General features: G+C 57.2%; 31 protein-coding genes and 3 pseudogenes. 22 read left to right on the plus strand and 12 right to left on the minus strand.

Annotated features, from left to right (window positions below; all coding sequences use genetic code 11):
- The first annotated feature begins 226 nt into the window (after positions 1-226).
- Together JCM13583_RS10250 and JCM13583_RS10255 are read left to right on the plus strand one after the other, a co-directional pair.
- Complete coding sequence (locus JCM13583_RS10250) at positions 227-598, plus strand: hypothetical protein (RefSeq protein WP_075057615.1); 372 nt, start codon at positions 227-229, stop codon at positions 596-598.
- A gap of 23 nt (positions 599-621) precedes the next feature.
- Complete coding sequence (locus JCM13583_RS10255) at positions 622-939, plus strand: hypothetical protein (protein WP_075057616.1); 318 nt, start codon at positions 622-624, stop codon at positions 937-939.
- Here JCM13583_RS10255 and JCM13583_RS10260 read toward each other — a convergent pair.
- Complete coding sequence (locus JCM13583_RS10260; protein ID WP_075057617.1) at positions 925-1,803, minus strand: GNAT family N-acetyltransferase; 879 nt, start codon at positions 1,801-1,803, stop codon at positions 925-927. The genes JCM13583_RS10255 and JCM13583_RS10260 overlap by 15 nt on opposite strands.
- Positions 1,804-2,184: 381 nt before the next feature.
- On the opposite strand from JCM13583_RS10260, the pseudogene JCM13583_RS10265 reads away from it, so the two are divergent.
- Together JCM13583_RS10265 and JCM13583_RS10270 are read left to right on the plus strand one after the other, a co-directional pair.
- Positions 2,185-3,511: pseudogene (locus JCM13583_RS10265) on the plus strand (NADP-dependent malic enzyme).
- Positions 3,508-3,999, plus strand: coding sequence for a GNAT family N-acetyltransferase (locus JCM13583_RS10270; protein ID WP_075057618.1), 492 nt, complete (start codon positions 3,508-3,510; stop codon positions 3,997-3,999). Before JCM13583_RS10265 ends, JCM13583_RS10270 begins: the two are co-directional and overlap by 4 nt.
- Here JCM13583_RS10270 and JCM13583_RS10275 read toward each other — a convergent pair.
- The 9 genes from JCM13583_RS10275 to JCM13583_RS14235 all read right to left on the minus strand — a co-directional run bounded on the left by JCM13583_RS10275 (position 3,996) and on the right by JCM13583_RS14235 (position 7,669).
- Complete coding sequence (locus JCM13583_RS10275) at positions 3,996-4,187, minus strand: hypothetical protein (protein ID WP_075057619.1); 192 nt, start codon at positions 4,185-4,187, stop codon at positions 3,996-3,998. The two genes, JCM13583_RS10270 and JCM13583_RS10275, sit on opposite strands and share 4 nt — an antisense overlap.
- Before the next feature lie 26 nt (positions 4,188-4,213).
- Positions 4,214-4,651 (minus strand): metal-dependent transcriptional regulator, encoded by a 438-nt coding sequence (locus tag JCM13583_RS10280; RefSeq protein ID WP_075057620.1) that lies wholly within the window; start codon positions 4,649-4,651, stop codon positions 4,214-4,216.
- Positions 4,652-4,847: 196 nt separating this feature from the next.
- The gene (locus tag JCM13583_RS14225) at positions 4,848-5,021 is read right to left on the minus strand and encodes a hypothetical protein (protein WP_171823592.1); all 174 of its coding nucleotides are present in this window, start codon (positions 5,019-5,021) and stop codon (positions 4,848-4,850) included.
- Between the two features lie 101 nt (positions 5,022-5,122).
- Positions 5,123-5,284 carry a hypothetical protein gene (locus JCM13583_RS14230; protein WP_171823593.1) on the minus strand — a complete coding sequence of 54 codons (162 nt, stop codon included), beginning with the start codon at positions 5,282-5,284 and terminating at the stop codon, positions 5,123-5,125.
- Between the two features lie 17 nt (positions 5,285-5,301).
- Entirely contained in the window at positions 5,302-5,604 is a 303-nt protein-coding gene (locus JCM13583_RS10285; protein ID WP_075057621.1) for a hypothetical protein, read from the minus strand.
- On the minus strand, positions 5,601-6,029 hold the full coding sequence (locus tag JCM13583_RS10290) for an ATP-binding cassette domain-containing protein (protein WP_075057622.1): 429 nt from the start codon (positions 6,027-6,029) through the stop codon (positions 5,601-5,603). Before JCM13583_RS10290 ends, JCM13583_RS10285 begins: the two co-directional genes overlap by 4 nt.
- On the minus strand, positions 6,026-6,856 hold the full coding sequence (locus JCM13583_RS10295) for an ABC transporter permease (protein ID WP_075057623.1): 831 nt from the start codon (positions 6,854-6,856) through the stop codon (positions 6,026-6,028). The genes JCM13583_RS10290 and JCM13583_RS10295 overlap by 4 nt, the downstream gene beginning before the upstream one ends.
- A 91-nt stretch (positions 6,857-6,947) precedes the next feature.
- Positions 6,948-7,478, minus strand: a complete 531-nt coding sequence (locus JCM13583_RS10300; protein ID WP_162509790.1) for a hypothetical protein — start codon at positions 7,476-7,478, stop codon at positions 6,948-6,950.
- Positions 7,451-7,669: a hypothetical protein gene (locus JCM13583_RS14235; protein WP_171823594.1), complete on the minus strand. Its 219-nt coding sequence runs from the start codon at positions 7,667-7,669 to the stop codon at positions 7,451-7,453. The genes JCM13583_RS10300 and JCM13583_RS14235 overlap by 28 nt, the downstream gene beginning before the upstream one ends.
- A 104-nt stretch (positions 7,670-7,773) precedes the next feature.
- Here JCM13583_RS14235 and JCM13583_RS10305 point away from each other — a divergent pair, with 104 nt between their 5' ends.
- From JCM13583_RS10305 to JCM13583_RS10350, 13 genes and pseudogenes are all read left to right on the plus strand, one after another.
- Complete coding sequence (locus JCM13583_RS10305) at positions 7,774-8,187, plus strand: chorismate mutase (protein ID WP_075057625.1); 414 nt, start codon at positions 7,774-7,776, stop codon at positions 8,185-8,187.
- A 193-nt stretch (positions 8,188-8,380) separates the two neighbouring features.
- On the plus strand, positions 8,381-8,986 hold the full coding sequence (locus tag JCM13583_RS10310) for a hypothetical protein (RefSeq protein ID WP_075057626.1): 606 nt from the start codon (positions 8,381-8,383) through the stop codon (positions 8,984-8,986).
- Positions 8,987-9,118: 132 nt separating this feature from the next.
- Positions 9,119-10,022 (plus strand): annotated as a pseudogene (aroF, locus tag JCM13583_RS10315) (3-deoxy-7-phosphoheptulonate synthase).
- 50 nt (positions 10,023-10,072) lie between these two features.
- Positions 10,073-10,429: a hypothetical protein gene (locus JCM13583_RS10320; protein ID WP_162509791.1), complete on the plus strand. Its 357-nt coding sequence runs from the start codon at positions 10,073-10,075 to the stop codon at positions 10,427-10,429.
- The gene (locus tag JCM13583_RS13170) at positions 10,420-10,692 is read left to right on the plus strand and encodes a hypothetical protein (RefSeq protein WP_162509792.1); all 273 of its coding nucleotides are present in this window, start codon (positions 10,420-10,422) and stop codon (positions 10,690-10,692) included. The genes JCM13583_RS10320 and JCM13583_RS13170 overlap by 10 nt, the downstream gene beginning before the upstream one ends.
- Positions 10,640-10,915: a hypothetical protein gene (locus JCM13583_RS10325; protein ID WP_171823595.1), complete on the plus strand. Its 276-nt coding sequence runs from the start codon at positions 10,640-10,642 to the stop codon at positions 10,913-10,915. The genes JCM13583_RS13170 and JCM13583_RS10325 overlap by 53 nt, the downstream gene beginning before the upstream one ends.
- Positions 10,916-11,118: 203 nt before the next feature.
- A complete protein-coding gene (locus tag JCM13583_RS13175; protein ID WP_162509793.1) occupies positions 11,119-11,541 on the plus strand; it encodes a hypothetical protein in 423 nt (140 codons plus the stop codon).
- 38 nt (positions 11,542-11,579) lie between these two features.
- A complete protein-coding gene (locus JCM13583_RS14240; protein WP_171823596.1) occupies positions 11,580-11,750 on the plus strand; it encodes a hypothetical protein in 171 nt (56 codons plus the stop codon).
- Between the two features lie 14 nt (positions 11,751-11,764).
- Entirely contained in the window at positions 11,765-11,914 is a 150-nt protein-coding gene (locus JCM13583_RS14245; protein ID WP_171823597.1) for a hypothetical protein, read from the plus strand.
- Positions 11,868-12,422 carry a hypothetical protein gene (locus JCM13583_RS10335; protein WP_162509794.1) on the plus strand — a complete coding sequence of 185 codons (555 nt, stop codon included), beginning with the start codon at positions 11,868-11,870 and terminating at the stop codon, positions 12,420-12,422. Before JCM13583_RS14245 ends, JCM13583_RS10335 begins: the two co-directional genes overlap by 47 nt.
- Positions 12,346-13,279, plus strand: a pseudogene (locus tag JCM13583_RS10340) (ABC transporter ATP-binding protein). The gene JCM13583_RS10335 and the pseudogene JCM13583_RS10340 overlap by 77 nt, the downstream one beginning before the upstream one ends.
- Entirely contained in the window at positions 13,276-13,677 is a 402-nt protein-coding gene (locus JCM13583_RS10345; protein ID WP_075057631.1) for a hypothetical protein, read from the plus strand. Before JCM13583_RS10340 ends, JCM13583_RS10345 begins: the two are co-directional and overlap by 4 nt.
- Positions 13,667-14,551 carry an ABC transporter permease subunit gene (locus tag JCM13583_RS10350; protein WP_075057632.1) on the plus strand — a complete coding sequence of 295 codons (885 nt, stop codon included), beginning with the start codon at positions 13,667-13,669 and terminating at the stop codon, positions 14,549-14,551. Before JCM13583_RS10345 ends, JCM13583_RS10350 begins: the two co-directional genes overlap by 11 nt.
- 157 nt (positions 14,552-14,708) lie before the next feature.
- On the opposite strand, the gene JCM13583_RS10355 is transcribed toward JCM13583_RS10350, so the two are convergent.
- Positions 14,709-15,389, minus strand: coding sequence for an alanine racemase (locus JCM13583_RS10355; RefSeq protein ID WP_162509795.1), 681 nt, complete (start codon positions 15,387-15,389; stop codon positions 14,709-14,711).
- A 13-nt stretch (positions 15,390-15,402) separates the two neighbouring features.
- On the minus strand, positions 15,403-15,819 hold the full coding sequence (locus tag JCM13583_RS10360; protein WP_075057634.1) for an alanine racemase: 417 nt from the start codon (positions 15,817-15,819) through the stop codon (positions 15,403-15,405).
- Positions 15,820-15,887: 68 nt separating this feature from the next.
- On the opposite strand from JCM13583_RS10360, the gene JCM13583_RS14250 reads away from it, so the two are divergent.
- From JCM13583_RS14250 to JCM13583_RS13190, 5 genes are all read left to right on the plus strand, one after another.
- Positions 15,888-16,034, plus strand: coding sequence for a hypothetical protein (locus JCM13583_RS14250; protein WP_171823598.1), 147 nt, complete (start codon positions 15,888-15,890; stop codon positions 16,032-16,034).
- A gap of 20 nt (positions 16,035-16,054) precedes the next feature.
- Positions 16,055-16,558, plus strand: coding sequence for an HAD-IA family hydrolase (locus JCM13583_RS10365; protein WP_171823599.1), 504 nt, complete (start codon positions 16,055-16,057; stop codon positions 16,556-16,558).
- 127 nt (positions 16,559-16,685) lie between these two features.
- Positions 16,686-17,132, plus strand: a complete 447-nt coding sequence (locus tag JCM13583_RS13180) for a hypothetical protein (RefSeq protein WP_162509796.1) — start codon at positions 16,686-16,688, stop codon at positions 17,130-17,132.
- Entirely contained in the window at positions 17,129-17,389 is a 261-nt protein-coding gene (locus JCM13583_RS13185) for an OFA family MFS transporter (protein ID WP_162509797.1), read from the plus strand. The genes JCM13583_RS13180 and JCM13583_RS13185 overlap by 4 nt, the downstream gene beginning before the upstream one ends.
- Positions 17,377-18,033 (plus strand): hypothetical protein, encoded by a 657-nt coding sequence (locus JCM13583_RS13190; protein WP_162509798.1) that lies wholly within the window; start codon positions 17,377-17,379, stop codon positions 18,031-18,033. The genes JCM13583_RS13185 and JCM13583_RS13190 overlap by 13 nt, the downstream gene beginning before the upstream one ends.
- Positions 18,034-18,067 lie beyond the last annotated feature (34 nt).

An 18,067-nucleotide genomic window follows, 5' to 3' on the forward strand; every position in this document is an offset into this window, starting at 1 on the left:
GGGGCGATAGCGTATGTTTCCATTGGCCTCGCCACATCCATCTCTGCACTATCAGCCAGGGGCCGCAGCTTCATCGCTCCCATCGCAGCTGTGGCCGCAGCAGATGCCCTTACTGTCTACTTCACCGGCCTGTACTCGGTGATACCCTCATCCGTGCTGTCACTCCTATCCGCATATTACATCTACACCCCCCCCGGGCTTTTACCTACCTTTCTCCGCGCTTTTCGTGCTTTCCATCGCGGCATCTGCACTCAGGATTGACGGTTACTGGCCAGGGGCAGACATAGGGATCTCCGCGGGCACGATAATAGCAATGCTCATGGACGGCCGCATAAGGGGCTACGTCAGGAGGAACGAGAGCATGAAGGGCAGGGACAGAGGGAGGGAGATAAACAGGGACATAATGCAGAGCGTTGTGGGGAGCATAATAATAGGCGCAGTCTTCGCCTTCGGGCTCACCCTGGCAAGGGAACTCGTCTCGGTGGCTGCGCTCATCCTCTACATCGTCGGCTCATACTTCACCACACACACGGAGAGCTGGGCAGCCAGCTTCCTCCTTTCCCTTGAGAGGGGGGCGGGACGCCCCCCCTGGGAATAGGGGCCATATGGTTCGCCTCAGGGGTGCTGCTTGCCCTGGCCATTGTGCCGCACGTCAGGCTGCTCGCCGTAACTCTCTTTGTGCTTGTCATAGGCGATTCGCTTGCAACCATTGTCGGGACAAGCGTGAAATCTGCGAGGCTCATATTCAACAGGAAGAAGAGCGTCGCCGGCTTCCTCGCAATATTCCTCTCGTCTGCACTCTTCGGCCTCTTCATGGCTGGCTGGCATGGCGTTGTCCTCGCACTGGCCGGCTCGCTGGTGGAGAGTGCCGCAAGGTACCCGTTCGACGACAACTACCTGATACCGCTCACCTGCGCGCTGATCTCAAACGCCCTCTGACCTCACTTCCTGTAGTATATGACCTCCCTGGGGGGGTACCGGCTCTCTGTGAAACCGAGGGAAGAGTAGAGGTCCCTGGCCCTGTTGCCTCAGTGACCCACAGGTAAGCCTTGAAGAAGCCCATTCCCCCCTCAGGGACGAGAGTGCCATCTGCATGAGCGCCGTGCCCAGGCCGTTGCCCCCCCTGTACTCAGGCTTCACGAATACGTTCAGGATTGTGGGGAGCATGTCCTTCCTGCCCTGCACACGCCCGTCCGTGCACACCACTGCTCCGATGAGCGATGCCTTGTGGAAGGCCAGGTATGAGGCGTTCTGCAGTACATTTCCGTATGAGCCGCTGAAGATGTTCCTTGTGACCGCGAGCCTGTCCTCCTCCGATGATGCCAGCAGTATCTCGTCCTGGGTGCCCCCCCTGTAGCACTCGTACTCCAGGGAGGAGTATGCCCTTATATCCAGCCCCCCCTCCAGGCCGGTGACGCTGATCTCCCTGGGTAGAGATGGCTCCCCGGGCTTGTTATCCGCCAGGTCGTATTCCATCCTCACCCTGGTTATCTTCCTGAAGCCCATGGATGCGAGCACGGGCCCCGAGATCCCGTTGTCCTGGAAGACCTCGTTCATCATGGTCATGCGGCCTGAGGAGGAGACAGAGCCCACTATCCACTCCACTATGTTCCTGAGCCTCTGCTCGTTTGCAAAGGCAGGATCTGTGAAGCCAACCGTTGCGAAAGAACGGTCACGCATCTCCGAGCTGTCCATGAAAAAGCCATAGGCTGCAACGTTTATTCCGCTGAGTATGACCCTTGACTTTATCCTGTTGGAGTTAAGGAGGTTGATGATGGCCCTGAACTGGTCCCTGATCTGCATGTCAGGGTATATCGATTCGAGATGGGAGATCTGCTCCCCCCCAGTATGGCATCCCAGTCCAGCTTGATGTTGCTGAGCTCCATCAACCGATCATTGTAGTGTCAGATTTAACCTTATTTGGACAGGGGGGAGTGTGCCCGAGGCCTGTATTTGGGTAGCATGCCATGGAGACCACCGGGCCATGCGAGCGCATCCGTGGGCCGCACGGAAATGCACCAGCTCTGCCTGAAATGTGTGCATCAGGCTTATCTATCTGTAAGGTATACCATTGTTTATAAACGCCCGGCACAGTTCTGGACTGGATCGCTGTCAGTTTCTGCGCTGGGCTGGAGGTTGAGGAGCTTGCTTGATGAGGAGGCCAGGACTGAGGGATTCAACGAGATGGCCCTTAAGTTTTCTGAATACTACAAGGGGGGGAAGATACAGATATTCCCGAAGGTCCCGGTGAGATCCCTGGAGGACTTCTCCTTCTGGTACACCCCGGGGGGGGTCGCCGCTGTTTCCAGGAAGATAGCGGAGAACGCGGACAACTCGTTCGAATACACCGGCAGGTGGAACAGCATAGGAATACTCACTGACGGCACGAGGGTGCTCGGCCTTGGCAATGTAGGGCCAGAGGCGCCATGGCCGTTATGGAGGGGAAGTCGCTAATATTCAACGTGCTCGGTGCAGTCAACGCAGTGCCCATACCCATCAGGGTCAGGACAAGGGATGAGTTTGTCTCGGTGGCGAGGGCGCTTGAGCCAGCCTTTGGGGGGGCTTCAACCTGGAGGACATAGAGTCGCCGAAGTGCTTCTTCATCCTGGAGGAACTCCAGAAGTCCCTCTCAATACCGGCATGGCATGACGACCAGCTGGGCACGGCATCTATCACGCTTGCCGGACTCATAAACTCGCTCAGGATAGTTGGTAAGAAACACGAGGACACGACTGTTGTGCTCTTCGGCTCCGGTGCCGCAAACATAGCCACGGCCCACCTCCTGATGGCGGCAGGCTTCAGGGGGGGAGAACATAATAATATGCGATTCAAAGGGGATACTGCACCCTGAGAGGGAGGACATGGACCAGCTCATGCTCAACAACCCGTGGAAGTACAGGCTGGCCATGATCACCAACGGCGAGAGGAGGAAGGGCGGGCCCGAGGAAGCCTTCAGGGGGGGGCAGATGTCGTTGTGTCAGCTGCGAAGCAGGGGGGGCCAGGGACGATCAAGAAGGAGTGGATAAGGTCAATGGACAGGGACCCTATAATATTCGCCCTGGCCAACCCGATACCTGAGATATGGCCGTCCGAGGCCAGGGAGGCGGGTGCGAGGATAGTTGCTACCGGAAGGGGCGATTTCCCCCCCAACCAGATAAACAACAGCCTGATATTCCCCGGTGTGTTCAGGGGGGGCGTGCTGGACGCCAGGGCAAAGGGGGGGGTGAACTTCAAGGTGATGGTTGCCGCTTCGTACGAGCTGGCGGACTATGTGAAGGAGCCCACTGAGGAGAAGATCGTGCCAACAATGGAGGAGTGGGAGATCTATCCGAGGGTTGCAAGTGCGGTGGCCTACGAGACCGCATCACAGGGCCTGGCCAGGAGGAGCGGCAGCAAGGAGCACTTCCTGAAGGTGGCCACAGAGATGATAGAGAACAACAGGAGGGTGTACGAGAGGATGCTGAGTGAGGGCCTCATAAAGCCCCCCCTGCCCGGGACGGTGAGGAAATGAAGGCACAGATCGAGATAAGGAGGATGGAGGAGAGGGACCTGGGGGGGACAGCGGCAGACCTGGTACTGAGGCTCAAGAGGCTGAACGAGGAGTTCGATTCGGTGTTCGAGGTTGCGGAGGACGCCAGGGAGAAGATCGAGGAGATGCTGGCCAGGTTCGCCAGCGACAGGGAAAACCACCTTGTCATGGTGGCTGAGAGCGGTGGCAAGGTGGTGGGCATTGTCTTCGTGACAGTTGTCGACCGCAGCTTCTACTCACCGAAGGAGGAGGCCAGGATAGTGGACTTCTACATCATGCCGGAGTTCAGGAGGAAGGGCATAGGGAAAATGCTAATAGAGAGGGTGACCAGGGAACTGAACGAGAAGGGCGTCAGGTTCGTCACTGCGGAGTTCCCGTCGCACAACCTGATAGCCCTGAACTTCTACAGGGGGGGCATAGGGTTCCGGGAGATACTCTCCGTTTACGGAAAGCCGATAGAAGAAGACTAGAAGAGGCGCTCGAACCTCAGCGCCATCGATACTTTTTCAGGTATCTCGATCTCCCTCTTTGTCACAGGTACGGTGATGACCCCCTTCCTTTTCACGCCTATTATTGAGCCGGGGGGGTACATGTTGTTCTCTGTGAGGAAAGAGAGGATCTCCGAAGTCTCGTATATGACCCTGGTTAGCCTGAGCACCGAGCCTGAGGGGACAGAGGAGAGCTTTATGTCTGCAGGTTCCTGGCACCTGCCTTCCCTGTCAGGTATGGGATTGCCATGGGGGGGCACCTGTCGCAGCCGTACGTGCTGCATATCCTCTCTGCCATCTCCTCCGTTATGCCGTGCTCTATGCCCATGGCCTGGTCATCCAGCACCTCCCAGGGCATGCCTAGGCCCTTCCAGAGGAGCACCTCCGCAAGCCTGTGCTTTCTCAGGAACAGGTTCGCCTCCACCTGGCCCATCTCAGACAGCACGTACCTCCCCCCCCGGCTCTGCCTGATTACGAGCCCCCCCCTCCCTTCGAGTATCTTTATCTCGTCGTAGGCGCTCTGCCTCTTCGTCCTCAGCCTGTTGGCTATTTCCGTTAGAGTGGCGCACCCCTTGTATTTGGTGAGTTCGTCGATTATCTTGAGGTAGTCCTCGGTAGTGATGGACTTCTCCATTCCTGGCAAATATTCCTCCGTACCTTAAATATATATCAGGCGTCGAGCCGGCTCCCCCCCGATGCCTCCAGGGAGAGCGAGGTGAGGAGGGACTTCATCCTTGAGAGTGCCTCAACGTTTGACAGGTCCTGGGATAACCACTCCGGGTTCCTGAAACCAACTGCGGTCTTCCCCTCCTTCTCGTAGACAAGGATTTTCAGGGGGGGAGTTCCAGGGCCACCCTGGGGGGGTTCTCCACCATAAGGGGGGGCGTGCCTGCCCTCGGGTCACCGAAGGATACCACAGTGGCATTCCCCATACTCAGCCCGACGGACTCCGCGTTCTTCCTGTGGTCTACCTCACAGAAGATGGTGAGGCTGCGCTTCCTCACTGCCCCCTCTGAGCCTCTCCAGTGTCTCCTGGAAGCCGTAAGTGCTCACGAACTCTATATAATGCTGCATACACCTACATTATCTGGATGTGTATTTCAACCTATTCCCCACTGGTTATCCTGACATACTGGCCTTCCAGGTCGTCGTAGACCTCAGCGGACACAAGGTCTGGTAGGGTCGATGAGTACTGGGACAGGAAGCCATTCAGTGTCATTCCTGGAGGGAGCCTTATGACAGCGCTTCTCCCCCCCTCCACCTCCACGGTTTCGAACGGCAGTGCTAGAACGCCGTCCCCCCCTGGCTGGAAAAGGTGAGCCTGACCAGGCTTGTGTCAGACCGGATGGGTGCGTCCAGCATCTTCCTCCCGTGGTCTATTATAAGTACCCTGTCACAGACTTCCCTGGCCTCGTATATGAGGTGGGTGCTCAGGATCACCATGGCCTCCTTGTCCCTACCCATCTTCCTTATTATCTCCCTGAACTCCCTCATGCCAGCTGGGTCCAGGCCGAATGAGGGTTCGTCCAGTATTATGATCTCCGGCCTCCCTATCATGGCGGAGGCCAGGCCCAGCCTCTGCTTCATCCCCCCCTTGAGTAGCCGCCGGTCTTCCTGTCGAGGTAAGGGGGGGTGATGCCCGTGAGCTCAGCGACCCTCATGATCTCCTCCCTCGAATCGGAGCGGCCCGTGCGTATCTTGTAGTCGAAGTCCAGGATCTCCCTTGCGGTCAGGTAAGTGTAGAACTCCGGCTGCTCCACCAGCGCACCCACGGTACGGAGCGCCTTCCTCCTGTCCTGCCCCCCCACGGAGAAGCCATTTATGGACACTTCTCCACTGTCGGGGTGTATCATGCCCGTTATGACCTTCATGAGCGTCGTCTTCCCCCCCGCACCGTTGGGGCCAAGGAGCGCAACGGTTGTGTAGCCCTCAACGCTGAAGGAGAAGTCATCGAGGGCCACGATCTTACCGAATTTCTTCGTGACCTTTCTTACCTCTAGGGATGGGCTCATTTCACTTCCCTTCTTTCAAATATAAGGGCACCTATCACGAAGGCAACCACCAGGTAGAGGACCATGATGTAGGCGTTCCGGGCCACCGTGGCATAGGGCATCGGTGACAGTGAGCCCGGAGCCCCGAATCCAGTTATGTTCACGTCCAGGTAGGCCTCCTCCACTGATGCTGCCACGTTGTTCAGAAGGTAGTAAGGGTCTATGTTGTAAAGGAGCTGCAGTATTATGTTTAGTGCGTCCAGGACTATGTAGTATGCAATCAGCACCGTTATGTAAGCGTACATGTTCCTGCTGAAGAAGGTGCTGACCATGAAGGTTATGGACATTATGGTGGATATGAAGAGCAGGAGCATGCCCAGCGATATGTAGAACTGCGGAACTGGCCCCATGCCCAGCAGGACCCGCAGCACAGCGACCTGGAACGCAATGTATATAAGGGCTATTATGACCGAGACTGTGAGCGCCGCCAGGTACTTGCCGGAGTAGAGGGTGAACCTCCCGACCGGCAGCTGGAATATGTGGTATGCAGTCCTGTTCTCCATCTCCCCCCCGGAGATGGCAGGGGAGCCGAAGAAGACCGAGGCGAAGACGGGCACGGTTGTGAGGACAAATGCCCAGAAGTAGGCGAAGACCCTGTACCTCAGCACGGGCGGGAGCGATGTCACGTGGAAACTGGCCAGGAACTCCGGCACCTTGCTGTAGTACCTGAAGGAGAAGTACGTCATGAGGGACGATATCATGAGTATGAGGATGAGCATTAGGTAGAAGCTCCTTGACCGATAGTAGTTGCGCAGGTAGTGCACGTAAACTGTGGACAGGCTCGACATTCTTAACGCTCACGCCCCCCCTGAATGTATTTCAGAAGCACGGGCAGGGATGAGAGGCCCTCAGGGAAGTACACCTGCATTGTGCTTGATGTTAGGTCATAGGCCCTGCCCCCCCCGCCGGGTGGATCAGGTTAAGGGAGGCGAAGAACAGGGAAAGCTGGGTCTGGTTCGTGTCCTGCACGAAGACCAGGGTAGAGTTGGATGTCACGTTGACCGAGATGTGTCCGTAACTGCCCAGGGACACTGCGAGGCTGAGGTTCACGGACGAGTTCAGGTACCGGGTGAGCTGCGAGCGGTATGAGGCGTTGCCAGAGGCCCGTAGCGATGAGACAACGCCCTGCAGGGAGCCTGCCACAGCATCCTGCGTCTGGGGGGGGAGTGAGAAGTAGAGGGTGCTGCCGGTTGAGAAATTGATCCCGGGCAGTTCCACCTCAATACCCCTGACCTCGCTTATGTTCGAGACCCTGAAAACAGGGATCCCACTATAGTATTCGTATACGCTCACGTTCAGTCCATTAGTTCCAGCCTTGCCCAATGCGTTCGACAGGTTCGCAGATGCGTTCACGGCACCGAGGTCATTGAGGGGGGGCAGTATTAACCCGAAGGAGGTGTTGTTCTGCATGAAAAAGTATATGCTTGTCCCGTTGTGGCGGAACTGGCCAACGACCATCGAGGATGCAGGGATATCGTCCTCAGGCCCGGTCTGAGCGTGAGAGTGCGCCGTCGAGGCGTGGTAAGCGAAGTAGGCGCCAGACCCCCCCCGGCCACAGCCAGCACGGCAACCAGGACGACCTTGAGAACCAGCGCCTTCATATGTAGTGTATACATCCTTGCCCTATTAACCTTCATAACACCCGGTTTGATGAAAAGTTAGATATACATGATAGACTTTATCACGCATATGGCTCCAAACGGAAGTGGTTCACTTTATAGCCAGAGAGAGTGATCCGGGTAAGTGCATAGAGGACCTTAGGAAGGAGATGCTTTCTAACACACTCTCCATCCTGAGGCTGCTGAATGAGAGGCGCCGGATCGCTGTGGAGATAGGGAGGGCCAAGACCTCGGGCCTTCCAGCACGTGTGCCCGAACAGGAGGAGAGGGTCATCCGCCAGATAGGGTCCGATGACCCGGTGGTGGCGAGGGACATCAACCTGCTATTCGAGCTGAGCACACAGTGGCAGAAGAGGAGCGACATCAGCGCCCCCCCAGGGAGGTCAGCATTTCCGGCGACCCGGCCGGGCTGGAGTTCATCCTGGGTTCCCTGTGCGGATCGCCGGGCAGGATCGCGGAGGATACAGAGGGCACGGCCTTCGCATCCGCTTTCCTCATGAAGGGGGGCCACATCTCCAGGGCCAGGGGGCAACCCTGTCTTGGTGTGCATAGGCTCCGGGAGGCAGGGGTGCGCTGCGGAAATCCGGGATGGCGTCCTCCACGCGGAGGACCTGGAAGGGCTCACCTCTCCCACCAGGCCGGTAAGGGTGGTGAGGGAATGAGGATAGCAGTGCTTGGCTCCGGGGGGGCCGCATGGGCAGCACCCTCATGGAGGTCCTGCTGGAGGCGGGCCACGATGTGGTCGGGTTCCACAGGCATGAGACGGAGGACATGCTCTACTCACTGGAAGAGTATGACCTTGCTGTTCTGTCCATTCCGCCCCCCCGGGTTGCGGATGAGATACTCAGCAGGGAGAGGAAATACCTGGGCTTTGTGGAGGTGTGCGCGTCCAAGTCGCTCATGAGGAAGCACAGCGGCAGGATCATATCGATACACCCTCTCTATGGCCCCCCCATGAGTTACAAGGAGCCGTCCAGGAGGAACACTGTCCTCGTGAAGGACATCTCTGTGGAGGGCTCGCTTGGAGTGGTGAAGAGGATGCTCCCCAGGGACAGGATAATCGAGATGGGTTTCAGGGAGCACGACGAGTTCGTGCTGCACAACCTGGCGGTACCGTATGCGGTCTCCCTGCTGGCCTCGAGGCTGCTCGGCCCCCGGCCCTCACCTACCGGTCTCGGCCCGCATGGCGCTCGAGTCCATGGCCTCCCTTGTGCATGGGGAGAGTATGGATGTTGTCACCGACATGCTGCAGGCTTACGGCGTGTGGCCCATCATCGAGGCTGCGGTGCGCTCCCTTGAGGAAGGTTACAGGGAGGTGGTCAGGTGATACTCATACCCAGGGGGGGCAAGAACTGTGAGGAGAAACTCATTGAGATCTCGGAAAGTAGTGGCTGGGATGGCAGGATCATAGACGTATTCGGTACCAGGGTCATGGCGTTACCGGACAGCACACTTGTACCGGATGCCCTCAGGGACATATGCGTGGTATCCAGGAGCCCCCCCCTCTACTCCAGGGACTTCAGGCATGAGGACAGCACAGTGGATGTCTCAGGTCTCACCATCGGGGGGGGAGGGGGGGGCTTGTGATCGCGGCAGGCCCCTGTGCCGTTGAGAGCGAGGAGCAGATAATGGCCGTGGCAGAGGGTGTGAAGAAGGCCGGGTGTGAAATGCTTAGGGGGGGAGGCGCATTCAAGCCAAGGACGAGCCCGTACTCCTTCCAGGGCCTCATGGAGAGGGGGGGCCTTGACCTGCTTGCTAGGGCCGGGCAGGAATACGGACTGCTCACCGTCTCGGAGATAATGGATCTCTCTGACTACAGAGAGTTCCAGAAGATCGACATGCTGCAGGTGGGTGCCAGGAACGCTCAGAACTTCTCCCTCCTGAAGTTCCTGGGCCGCGTGAAAAAACCTGTGCTCCTGAAGAACGGAATAGGGACCACCATGGAAGAGTGGCTCGCATCCTCAGAGTACATACTATCTGGTGGCAACGACCGTGTTATCCTGTGTTACCGCGGTACAAGGAGCCTGGAGAGGTCGACGAGGTTCACCATGGACCTGGGCACCATGGCTTCAGTGAAGAGGAGGACACACCTCCCGTCTGCGCGGACCCGAGCCACCCCGCTGGAAACAGGGAGATAGTGAAGGCCATGGCCCTGGGCGCTGTGGCCGCAGGTGTCGACATGCTGGAGATAGAGGCGCACATAGAACCGGAGAGGGCCCTCTCAGATGCTGACCAGCAGGTCACCATAGAGATGCTCAGGGACATAGTCAGGAGCGCCAGGAGGATGCACCAGCTGCTGAGGACAGATTCCATTGCCCAGCTGGTGCATTCCTGACCGTTACTGAGGACAGCAATGGTTTAATTGTGAGCCTGCATGTCTATGCTGTGAAGGATGCCCTCGAGGCCCTGCTGGGCACAGGCAACTACCTGGACAGCATAATACCTGCAGACATAACGATCTCCTTCATCTGTTACCTTGAGGACATGAGCAGGGAGGCCATCAGGTCCGTGAAGAGCATCCAGGAGATCGGCGAGGAGCTCGGCCTCAGGTATGAGATAATCATCGCAACACCAGAGGCCTCAGCTGCCAGGATCAGGCCCCCCCTCAACAAGATCGAGTGCGTCACCATAGTGCCGATAGAAGGCCGGGCAAGCGGGAAGGGCAAGAGGGTAGGCACGCAGAAGAGCAGGAGCAAGTACCTGGTCTTCTTCGACCCTGCCACGCATACCCGGTGTCCGTAGCCGACATAATCCACTCTTACATTATAATGGACACAAAGAAGATGCTCCTCTCCTCCTTCGCGATGATGCCCTCTGAGGCGCTGAGGGAGGTCGGGGGGGGTGGAGGGACCTCGTTTCAGGAGAGGACAGTGACCTCTTCTCCAGGTTCGCGGTGCCTACGGCATAATAGCGTACCCGCTGGTCGGCATGAGGCCGTACGGCCTGAGCCTGGTGCCGAGGGACAGGAGGATAGCGGCCCTCAGGGACTTCATAACAGGCCTTAACCTCTCTGCATCGGATGTGAGGACCCTTTCGAGGATGAGGCACAACCCTGGCAGGTTCCGCCTCGGTGTGGCGTACTTGCTCAGCAGGATGAGGTTGGTGAAGCCATACAGGTTCGACAGGAACAACTACATAGTGGTCATGGAGAGTGTGTTCGAATCCCTTGTGCTGAGGGACTACGAGAAGCTTCGCGGTGCCGTGCTCCCCCCCCAAGGCTGGTGCTGAGGAACGAAGAGGTCTCGTACCTGAAGAAAAAGAGCAAGGTCTTCAACGATGTGCATGAAACCCTGGAGAAGATCATAGAGGTGGAGTGAAGTCGCGCACTGCGACTGGAAAGTAACTTATACAAGTTATCAAATGGAATTCTATTGACTCGTGAACAAGTTGGAAATGTTAGACCCTTTATAACTTCTCTAGGAACAATTAACATGTCCATAGTAGCAGGGATGACCATTTTCAGCTTTTCACTCTACCCGCTCCTCTCTTACTTCGGAATACCCATAGAGTATGCTGCCCTGGGCCTATCCATAGGCCAGTTTGCTGTCATATTCACAGCAATGCTCACCGGAAGGCTCATAGACGCCGGCCATTCCTACCGGCTCCTAACCATAGGCTCCTTCTTCTATCCGGCTGTGTTCTTTGCCATAACGCTCTCAGCCTGGAGGGGGCCTGATCCCGCTGGTGGTCGTGCCCGTGGGGTGCTTCCTCATAGTGATCGCGCAGAATGTCTTCCGGGCTTCACTGAACTCGTTCATCGCCAAGGTCGCCAGGAACAGCAACGTCGGTGCCAACTATTCCCGCGTCTATACGCTGGAGGTCGTCGGGGGGCATTGTTGCGTTCGCCCTCATAATCTTCCTGAGCTCTGGCAGGGACCTCGTTCTCTCCTTCATGGCAACGTCTGCGGTCATGTTCGCATCCCCCCCGCTGATCGCCTTCACAGCCTTCAGGTCTGGACACAGGGCCTTCGTGGAGGAATCGAAGGGATTCACAAGGACAAGGTTTTCAGAAAATCTGAGAAACCTCAGGAGGAGGTCAGGCTTCGTCGCCCCCCCAGCCTGACAGCCAAGGCCATAATGTCCGTGACCCTCTACGGCTTCTCGTACTTCTACGTCCTGCAGGCGGAGAGGATGGACATACCCCCCCTGAGGCTCTCGGTACTGTTCCTGCTCCTCTCATATGTTCTCGGCATACCCTGGGCCAGGCTGGGGGGAACGCTTCATTGACAGCCACCCCCCCGGGTTCGGAAAGATGTACGTTGTCCTCATGGCACTTTCCGATGTGTTCAGCTACTCCCTCATCTACCTGGCTGTGGAACACGGCATGGTGTGGCTCTACCTCTCATCAGTGCTGATCGGTAGCGTGGGGCCATTCGTGGTATCTGGCGCCCTGGCCTACGAGGCAAAGGCCATAGGGAAGGAGAACAGGGGGACATATGCCTCCATACAGAAGCTCGTCGTTGGGACCACCGGCCTGGTCACCACCCTTCCCCCCCTGGCGCTCGTCTTCCAACGGTCTCCACAGGAGCTGTGGCTCATAGTGGCTGTCCTCTCAGTGGTCGCCTTCCTGGTCACACTTGCGTGCCTGGGCCAAGGCCCTGAAGGAGAGGATGGGCGTCAGCATAGATTAATAATCGGAGACCGATATCGGGTCAGGCATGATAAAGATAGAGGGCGTGACCAAGGTCTACAGGAAGGGGGTCTCCCCCCCTGCGGTGGACGGGCTCACGCTTGACATGAACGACGGAGAGGTGCTGGGCCTGGTGGGCCTGAACGGCGCGGGCAAGACCACCACCATAAGGATGTCGTCTGGCATCACGCTCCCCCCCACCTCCGGAAAGATACTCGTGGACGGCTTCGATATTGTGAGGGAAAAGGTCAGGGCATCCAGGAACGTGGGCTGGATACCCGAGTTCCCGAACTTCGAGCCAAACGCGAAGCCGCTCACCCTCCTCAAGTACTTCGCGGGGGGGTTCTACGGCCTTGGTGGGAGGGAAGCAGAGGATAAGGCCCTGGAGCTCCTCCGGATGGTTGGCCTGGAGAAGGCCATGGACAAAAAGCTCCGGAGCTACTCCCAGGGAATGAAGAAGAGGTTCTCCATAGCGGAGACGCTCATCGGAGACCCGAAGAATGTGCTTTTCGATGAGACGCTAAACGGCCTGGATCCTCAGGGCGTCATATTCGTCAGGAAGATGATAGGCAGGCTCCGTTCCGAGGGCAAGGCCATCCTCCTGTCATCCCACATCCTAACGGAGATCGAAGACTCTGCTGACAGGGTCGCCATAATAAACAGGGGGAAAGCTGGTGAAGCTTTTGGACAGGTCGGAACTAAAATACCTGGGTAAGACGCAGGTGAAGATCACCGTGGACAATCCTGACGGCCCCATAGAGGGCGTCCTGTCACAGTTCGGCGAGACCGAGAGGAGGGGGGGAAATGAGTTCCTGGTCAGGGACCTGAAGGTCAACAGCGACAGGATACCCGATATCCTGGAGGCTCTCGTGGGAAAGGGCTACAGGGTGAGGGAGTTCACCTCCTTCGGGGGGGAGAGCCTTGAGCAGTACTTCTTCGATCTGATAGGTGGTTCCAAATGAAGCCGGCTCTTTACGAGATAAGGCGAGTGCTAACGAGCAAGTTCGTCATAATACTCATTGTTGCAATAGTGGGCTTATCAGGGGCCCTGGCATATGAATCAGGAGTGAGCTACAGCGCCAGGCCCACGGAGCTCCAGGTGCCACAGGTCGTTTCTGGATACTACATAAATGGGAGCAGCATAACGCTTGAGGCCTATGTCTTCAACGGCTACGGTCAACAGTACGGAGGTGCGACGCTCAACTTCACCTACAACGGCATCACAGAGAGGGCACAAGAATCTAGTGACGGTTTCCTCACGGCAACTTTCCCGTTCAGCCCGCAGGTGGGCAGCTACTCCTACAACCTGACATACAGGATCTTCGCCCCCTGTCACGGAGAGGATCGAGATGCCCATTAACCCGGCTGTGCCGTACACAGGCTTCGCCCTGGCCCCCCCGGTGGCGGAGTATTCGAACTATAGCAACCTGGCTATCCTGGTCCTCTACTTCGGCCCTGGCGGAAAGGCGTCACCCAGCGCGGACCTCATTATTTCGAACCAGTCCGCGCCCTCACAGCTCAGCGCCGTGGAGAGCTCAGAACTCTTTAACGCCAGCATTTCAGGTGTCACCCACGAGATAGTGGACCCGGTGATGCCACTGAAAGAGAAGAAGGAGAACCTGACGGCCTTCGTCGTGAGCAACTCCACAGTCGTATACGACATATACATAGGCCACCTCTCTACCTACGTGCCCATGACACAGTCTAAGCTGCAGGGCCTCGTCACTGACGACACATCGTTCCTTATAGGCTTCCTCATGCCAATACTCGCAGTCTTCTCGGCATACCTCACCTACGGGAAGGACAGGACAACCGGTGTCATAGAATCCGTACTGAAGAGGCCCATAAGCAGGTCGGGCCTCATAGGCTCAAGGTTCCTGTCCAACCTCACGGCGATAATCGTCGCCGTTGCCCTGGCAATGCTCGTAGCACAGATGATAATAAGGCACTACTTTGGCCTTTACCTATCCGGATCGTACACTGCCCTCTTCATATTTGAGTACGTGGTTGAGGGTGCAGCCTTCCTGTCACTCGTGTACCTGATCTCGCACCTTGTGAAGTCACAGGGTGCTCTCCTGGGTGCTGCCATAGGCGTTTATGTTGTGCTAGGGCTCTTCTGGAGCATCATAGTGGACATAGTGATGTTCGAATCGCACATCCCCTCTGACACTCTCGCTTACGTGAAGGCTTACCTGGCAATGGAGGCCATAAGCCATCCGGCTTCCCGACCATAGCGCAGTTCTACCACAGCCACACACTCAGCATCCTGATCTCATCAGCCACAATACAGCCTAGCTCAGTGGGTATAACGCTGGCGTCAACCCTTGCCATAGGCATAGCCTGGGCCATCGTGCCGTTCCTGGCCGCACTCTACCTGGCGGTGAAGAGGGACTAGAGCCTCTTCCCCCTCCCCCCCGCCACAGGCACCTGCCTTGGGGGGGCTGATGACCTGGAGTAGAGGAGAGCAGTGTCCCACAGGTCTGTGGTTGTGCAGGAGTGATAGGGGGGGAACAACAGGACAGCGTCGTCCAGGTCAAGGGCATGCGATGCGTTGTCTATGACGCAGTGCTCCTCCGACATTGAGAGGATGCGCAACTCCTGCCCAGACGCGTCGACTGCAGTGGGGGGGTATACGCCTTGGTCAAGGGACACAGACTTGTAGCCGGCGTCAAGCACTGCCCTCGGTGGGGGGGATTCAGACCTGGATATGACTCTTGAAACGACGCCCATGGCGATCTGTTCCCTGGAGCAGAGGCCCATGGCCTGACAGTGCACGTCATAGTAGACGTAGGTGCCGGGCTGCAGCTCATTGCACACAGGCTGTCCGGCCCACAGCTCGTAGGTTGGTGTGCCACCCACGGATACAGTATCTGGTTCGATGTCCAGTGACGCGATGACCTTCTGGAGCACTGAGGCCTCTGCCTCCACCATCTGCTTCCTCTTCTCCCTGTCCGGGTCGTTAACATGGCCGTCATAGGCCATCACGCCGGCAAGGTAGACGTTCTGGCCCCCCCGTGATGCCATCATGGCGAGCCCTACGGCCTTTTCAGGCTCCACACCGCACCTGTGCATCCCCACATCCAGATCAACGAATACCCCCTATCTCTGCACCGTGGTACCTGGCGCTCTCAGAGAGCCTCTGGAGGCCCACGGTGCTGTCCACAGCCACATAGATCCTGAAGCCCTGGGAGGAGAGCATGGAGAGCCTGTCAAGCTTCCTCCTGTCAACCACCTCGTTGCTCACAAGTATGTCCCTTACGCCGCCGGCAGCCATGACCTCCGCCTCAGCGACCTTCTGGACGCATATGCCAGATGCTCCCTGGCCGACCTGCATCCTCGAGAGCTCAGGTATCTTGTGCGTCTTCGAGTGTGGCCTCAGCCTCTTCCCGTACCTGTTAGCCACAGCCTGAACGCTCCGGATGTTCCTCTCCACCTGGTCAATATCCACGACCATGTAAGGGGGGGTCTCGAATGGCAGACCCAGTATACCCTGCAGATCCATGCGTGGCGATTGTTACCCTGGATAAAACTTGTCTACAGTCCAGTTGCTGGGAAATATAATGCCCACAGATGCCATTCGCAATGGGTGGTAGGCTGATCAGGGCTGTCCTCTTCGATATGGATGGGACACTGCTCGAGAGCGAGTGGCTCTCTGCGATATCGAATGACATAGCGTTCGAGACGGTGTTCGGGAGGCACATAACCAGGGAGAAGTGAAGGAACTCACGGGGAGGCCGGTGAGCGAAATCCTCAGGGAGAAGTACGGTGAGAAGGGTGATGAGGTCTATGCCCTGAGCAGGGCCTTCTTCAGGAGGAACTCCAGGGCTGTCTCCCTATATCCGGGCGTACTGGAGGCCCTAAAGCACATCTCTAGAAAGGCAAGGCTGGCCGTTGTAACAGCATCAAAGAGGGAGGATGCCGTGAGGCTCCTCTGTATTAACTGTATCCTGGACTACTTCAGCACCATAGTGGCACAGGAGGATACGCGGTATCATAAGCCGGATCCGGAGCCAGTGCTCCTGGCACTCTCAAGGCTTTCCGTGACACCTGGGGGGGGAGCAGTCATGGTCGGTGACCAGCCGTGGGACATAATAGCGGCTAGGGAGGCTGGCGTTGTCTCCGTGGCAGCGCTGTGGGGGGGCGCTGGCATTGAGGATGAACTGTACATGTACAGGCCAGACTACACCGCAAGGGATCCCGCGGAGCTGGTGGAGATATTCGAAAGACTGATGCAGGCCTGAAGAGGAATGGACATCCCTGAGACCGCCATGTTCTGAGGATCTTTGTTTCTGTAGACATATACTTGAACGTGTTCAAATTGTACCGGTACAAAATATTAGTTATATAATACAAGAGGCATCTAAATTTATGCTCAGTTCTGTTGCTCAGGCGGACACTAACCTCGACAGGCTCGTGAAGAGGAGATGGGTTAGGGTAGTGGCCGCGCTCTTCGCCATGGTCTTCGTAAGCGTCTATGAGTACTCCTGGACTCTTTACACACCAGGCATCGCGAAGGCCTTCCATTACTCAACACCGAACGCTGCGGTCATAGGAGGGATCTTCTCTGTCTATGTGGTTGTGCAAGCCATCTCAATGTGGCTCTTTGGCAGGTACTCTGACAGGCACGGGCCCAGGATGATATCCATACTAGGGGGGCCTGATAACGGGTATAGGCTACATAGGCAGCGCCTTCGCGCCCAGCATCCCTGTCCTCTACCTGACCTACGGCTTCGGGAGCATAGGTGTGGGCATAATATACGCAACTTCTATCAGCTCAGCGCTCAGGTGGTACACGGGCAAGAAGAGGGGGCATGATGGTGGGCCTCATAGACCTTGGCTTCGGAGGCGGTTCCTTTGCACTGTCACCACTGATCAAGTACATCATCTCCGTCACTTCCAACTTCAGGGACGGTTTCCTCTACCTGGGTATTGCGCAGATAATCATAATCCCGGTAATGGGCTACTTCTTCATATACCCACCAGCAGGGTTCAGGTCTCCCGATGAGCCCGCAGCGGAAAGGTCAGAAAGAGGGTACCGAAGGGCCCGGGTGACTTCACCGTGGGACAGATGACCAGGACATGGCAGTGGGCGGTCATCTACGTCTCTTTCTTCCTGATCGTGGGTGAGGGGGGGCTTGCCGTGATTAGCCACCTCATACCGATAGGGGGGGAGGCAAAGGGCTTCACGTTTGCGGCGGTACTGGCGGTGTTCCTATTCCCCCTTCGCGAACGGCTTCGGTCGGTTTATTTCCGGGACAGTGTCGGATTACCTTGGAAGGCCACTGTCCATGATGGTGTTCTTCTTTATCTCTGGTTTCGCCATGCTGGGGGGGCTGCCCTCATTCCAGGGGGGGCACCGTACGGTGCACTCTACATAGTCCTCATCATGCTTGCAGCATTCGGCTGGGGGGGACCGTTATTCGCACTCTTCCCTCCAACTGTCGGTGACTACTTCGGCACAAGGAACTCGGGTGCAAACTACGGCTTCACCTACACAGCCAAGGCCCTCGGAGGCATATTCGCAGGCTACGTCTTCTCCCTCATACTCCTTAGGTATCCAGGAACACACCCCTTCGTAGACCTGATCCCGCTTACGATAGCTTCAATAATGGCCTTCTGCGCTGGAATCCTCGGCGTCATACTGAGGCCACCGAAGAGGGTACCGCTAACCAGACCTGCTGCTGCCACCGTACAGACCAACCAGGGAGTGAAGTGATGCCAGTTACACATTAGGATTTGTGTTCCATTTA

Origin of the sequence: Thermogymnomonas acidicola JCM 13583 (assembly GCF_001316105.1) — an archaeon.
GTDB lineage: Archaea > Thermoplasmatota > Thermoplasmata > Thermoplasmatales > Thermoplasmataceae > Thermogymnomonas > Thermogymnomonas acidicola.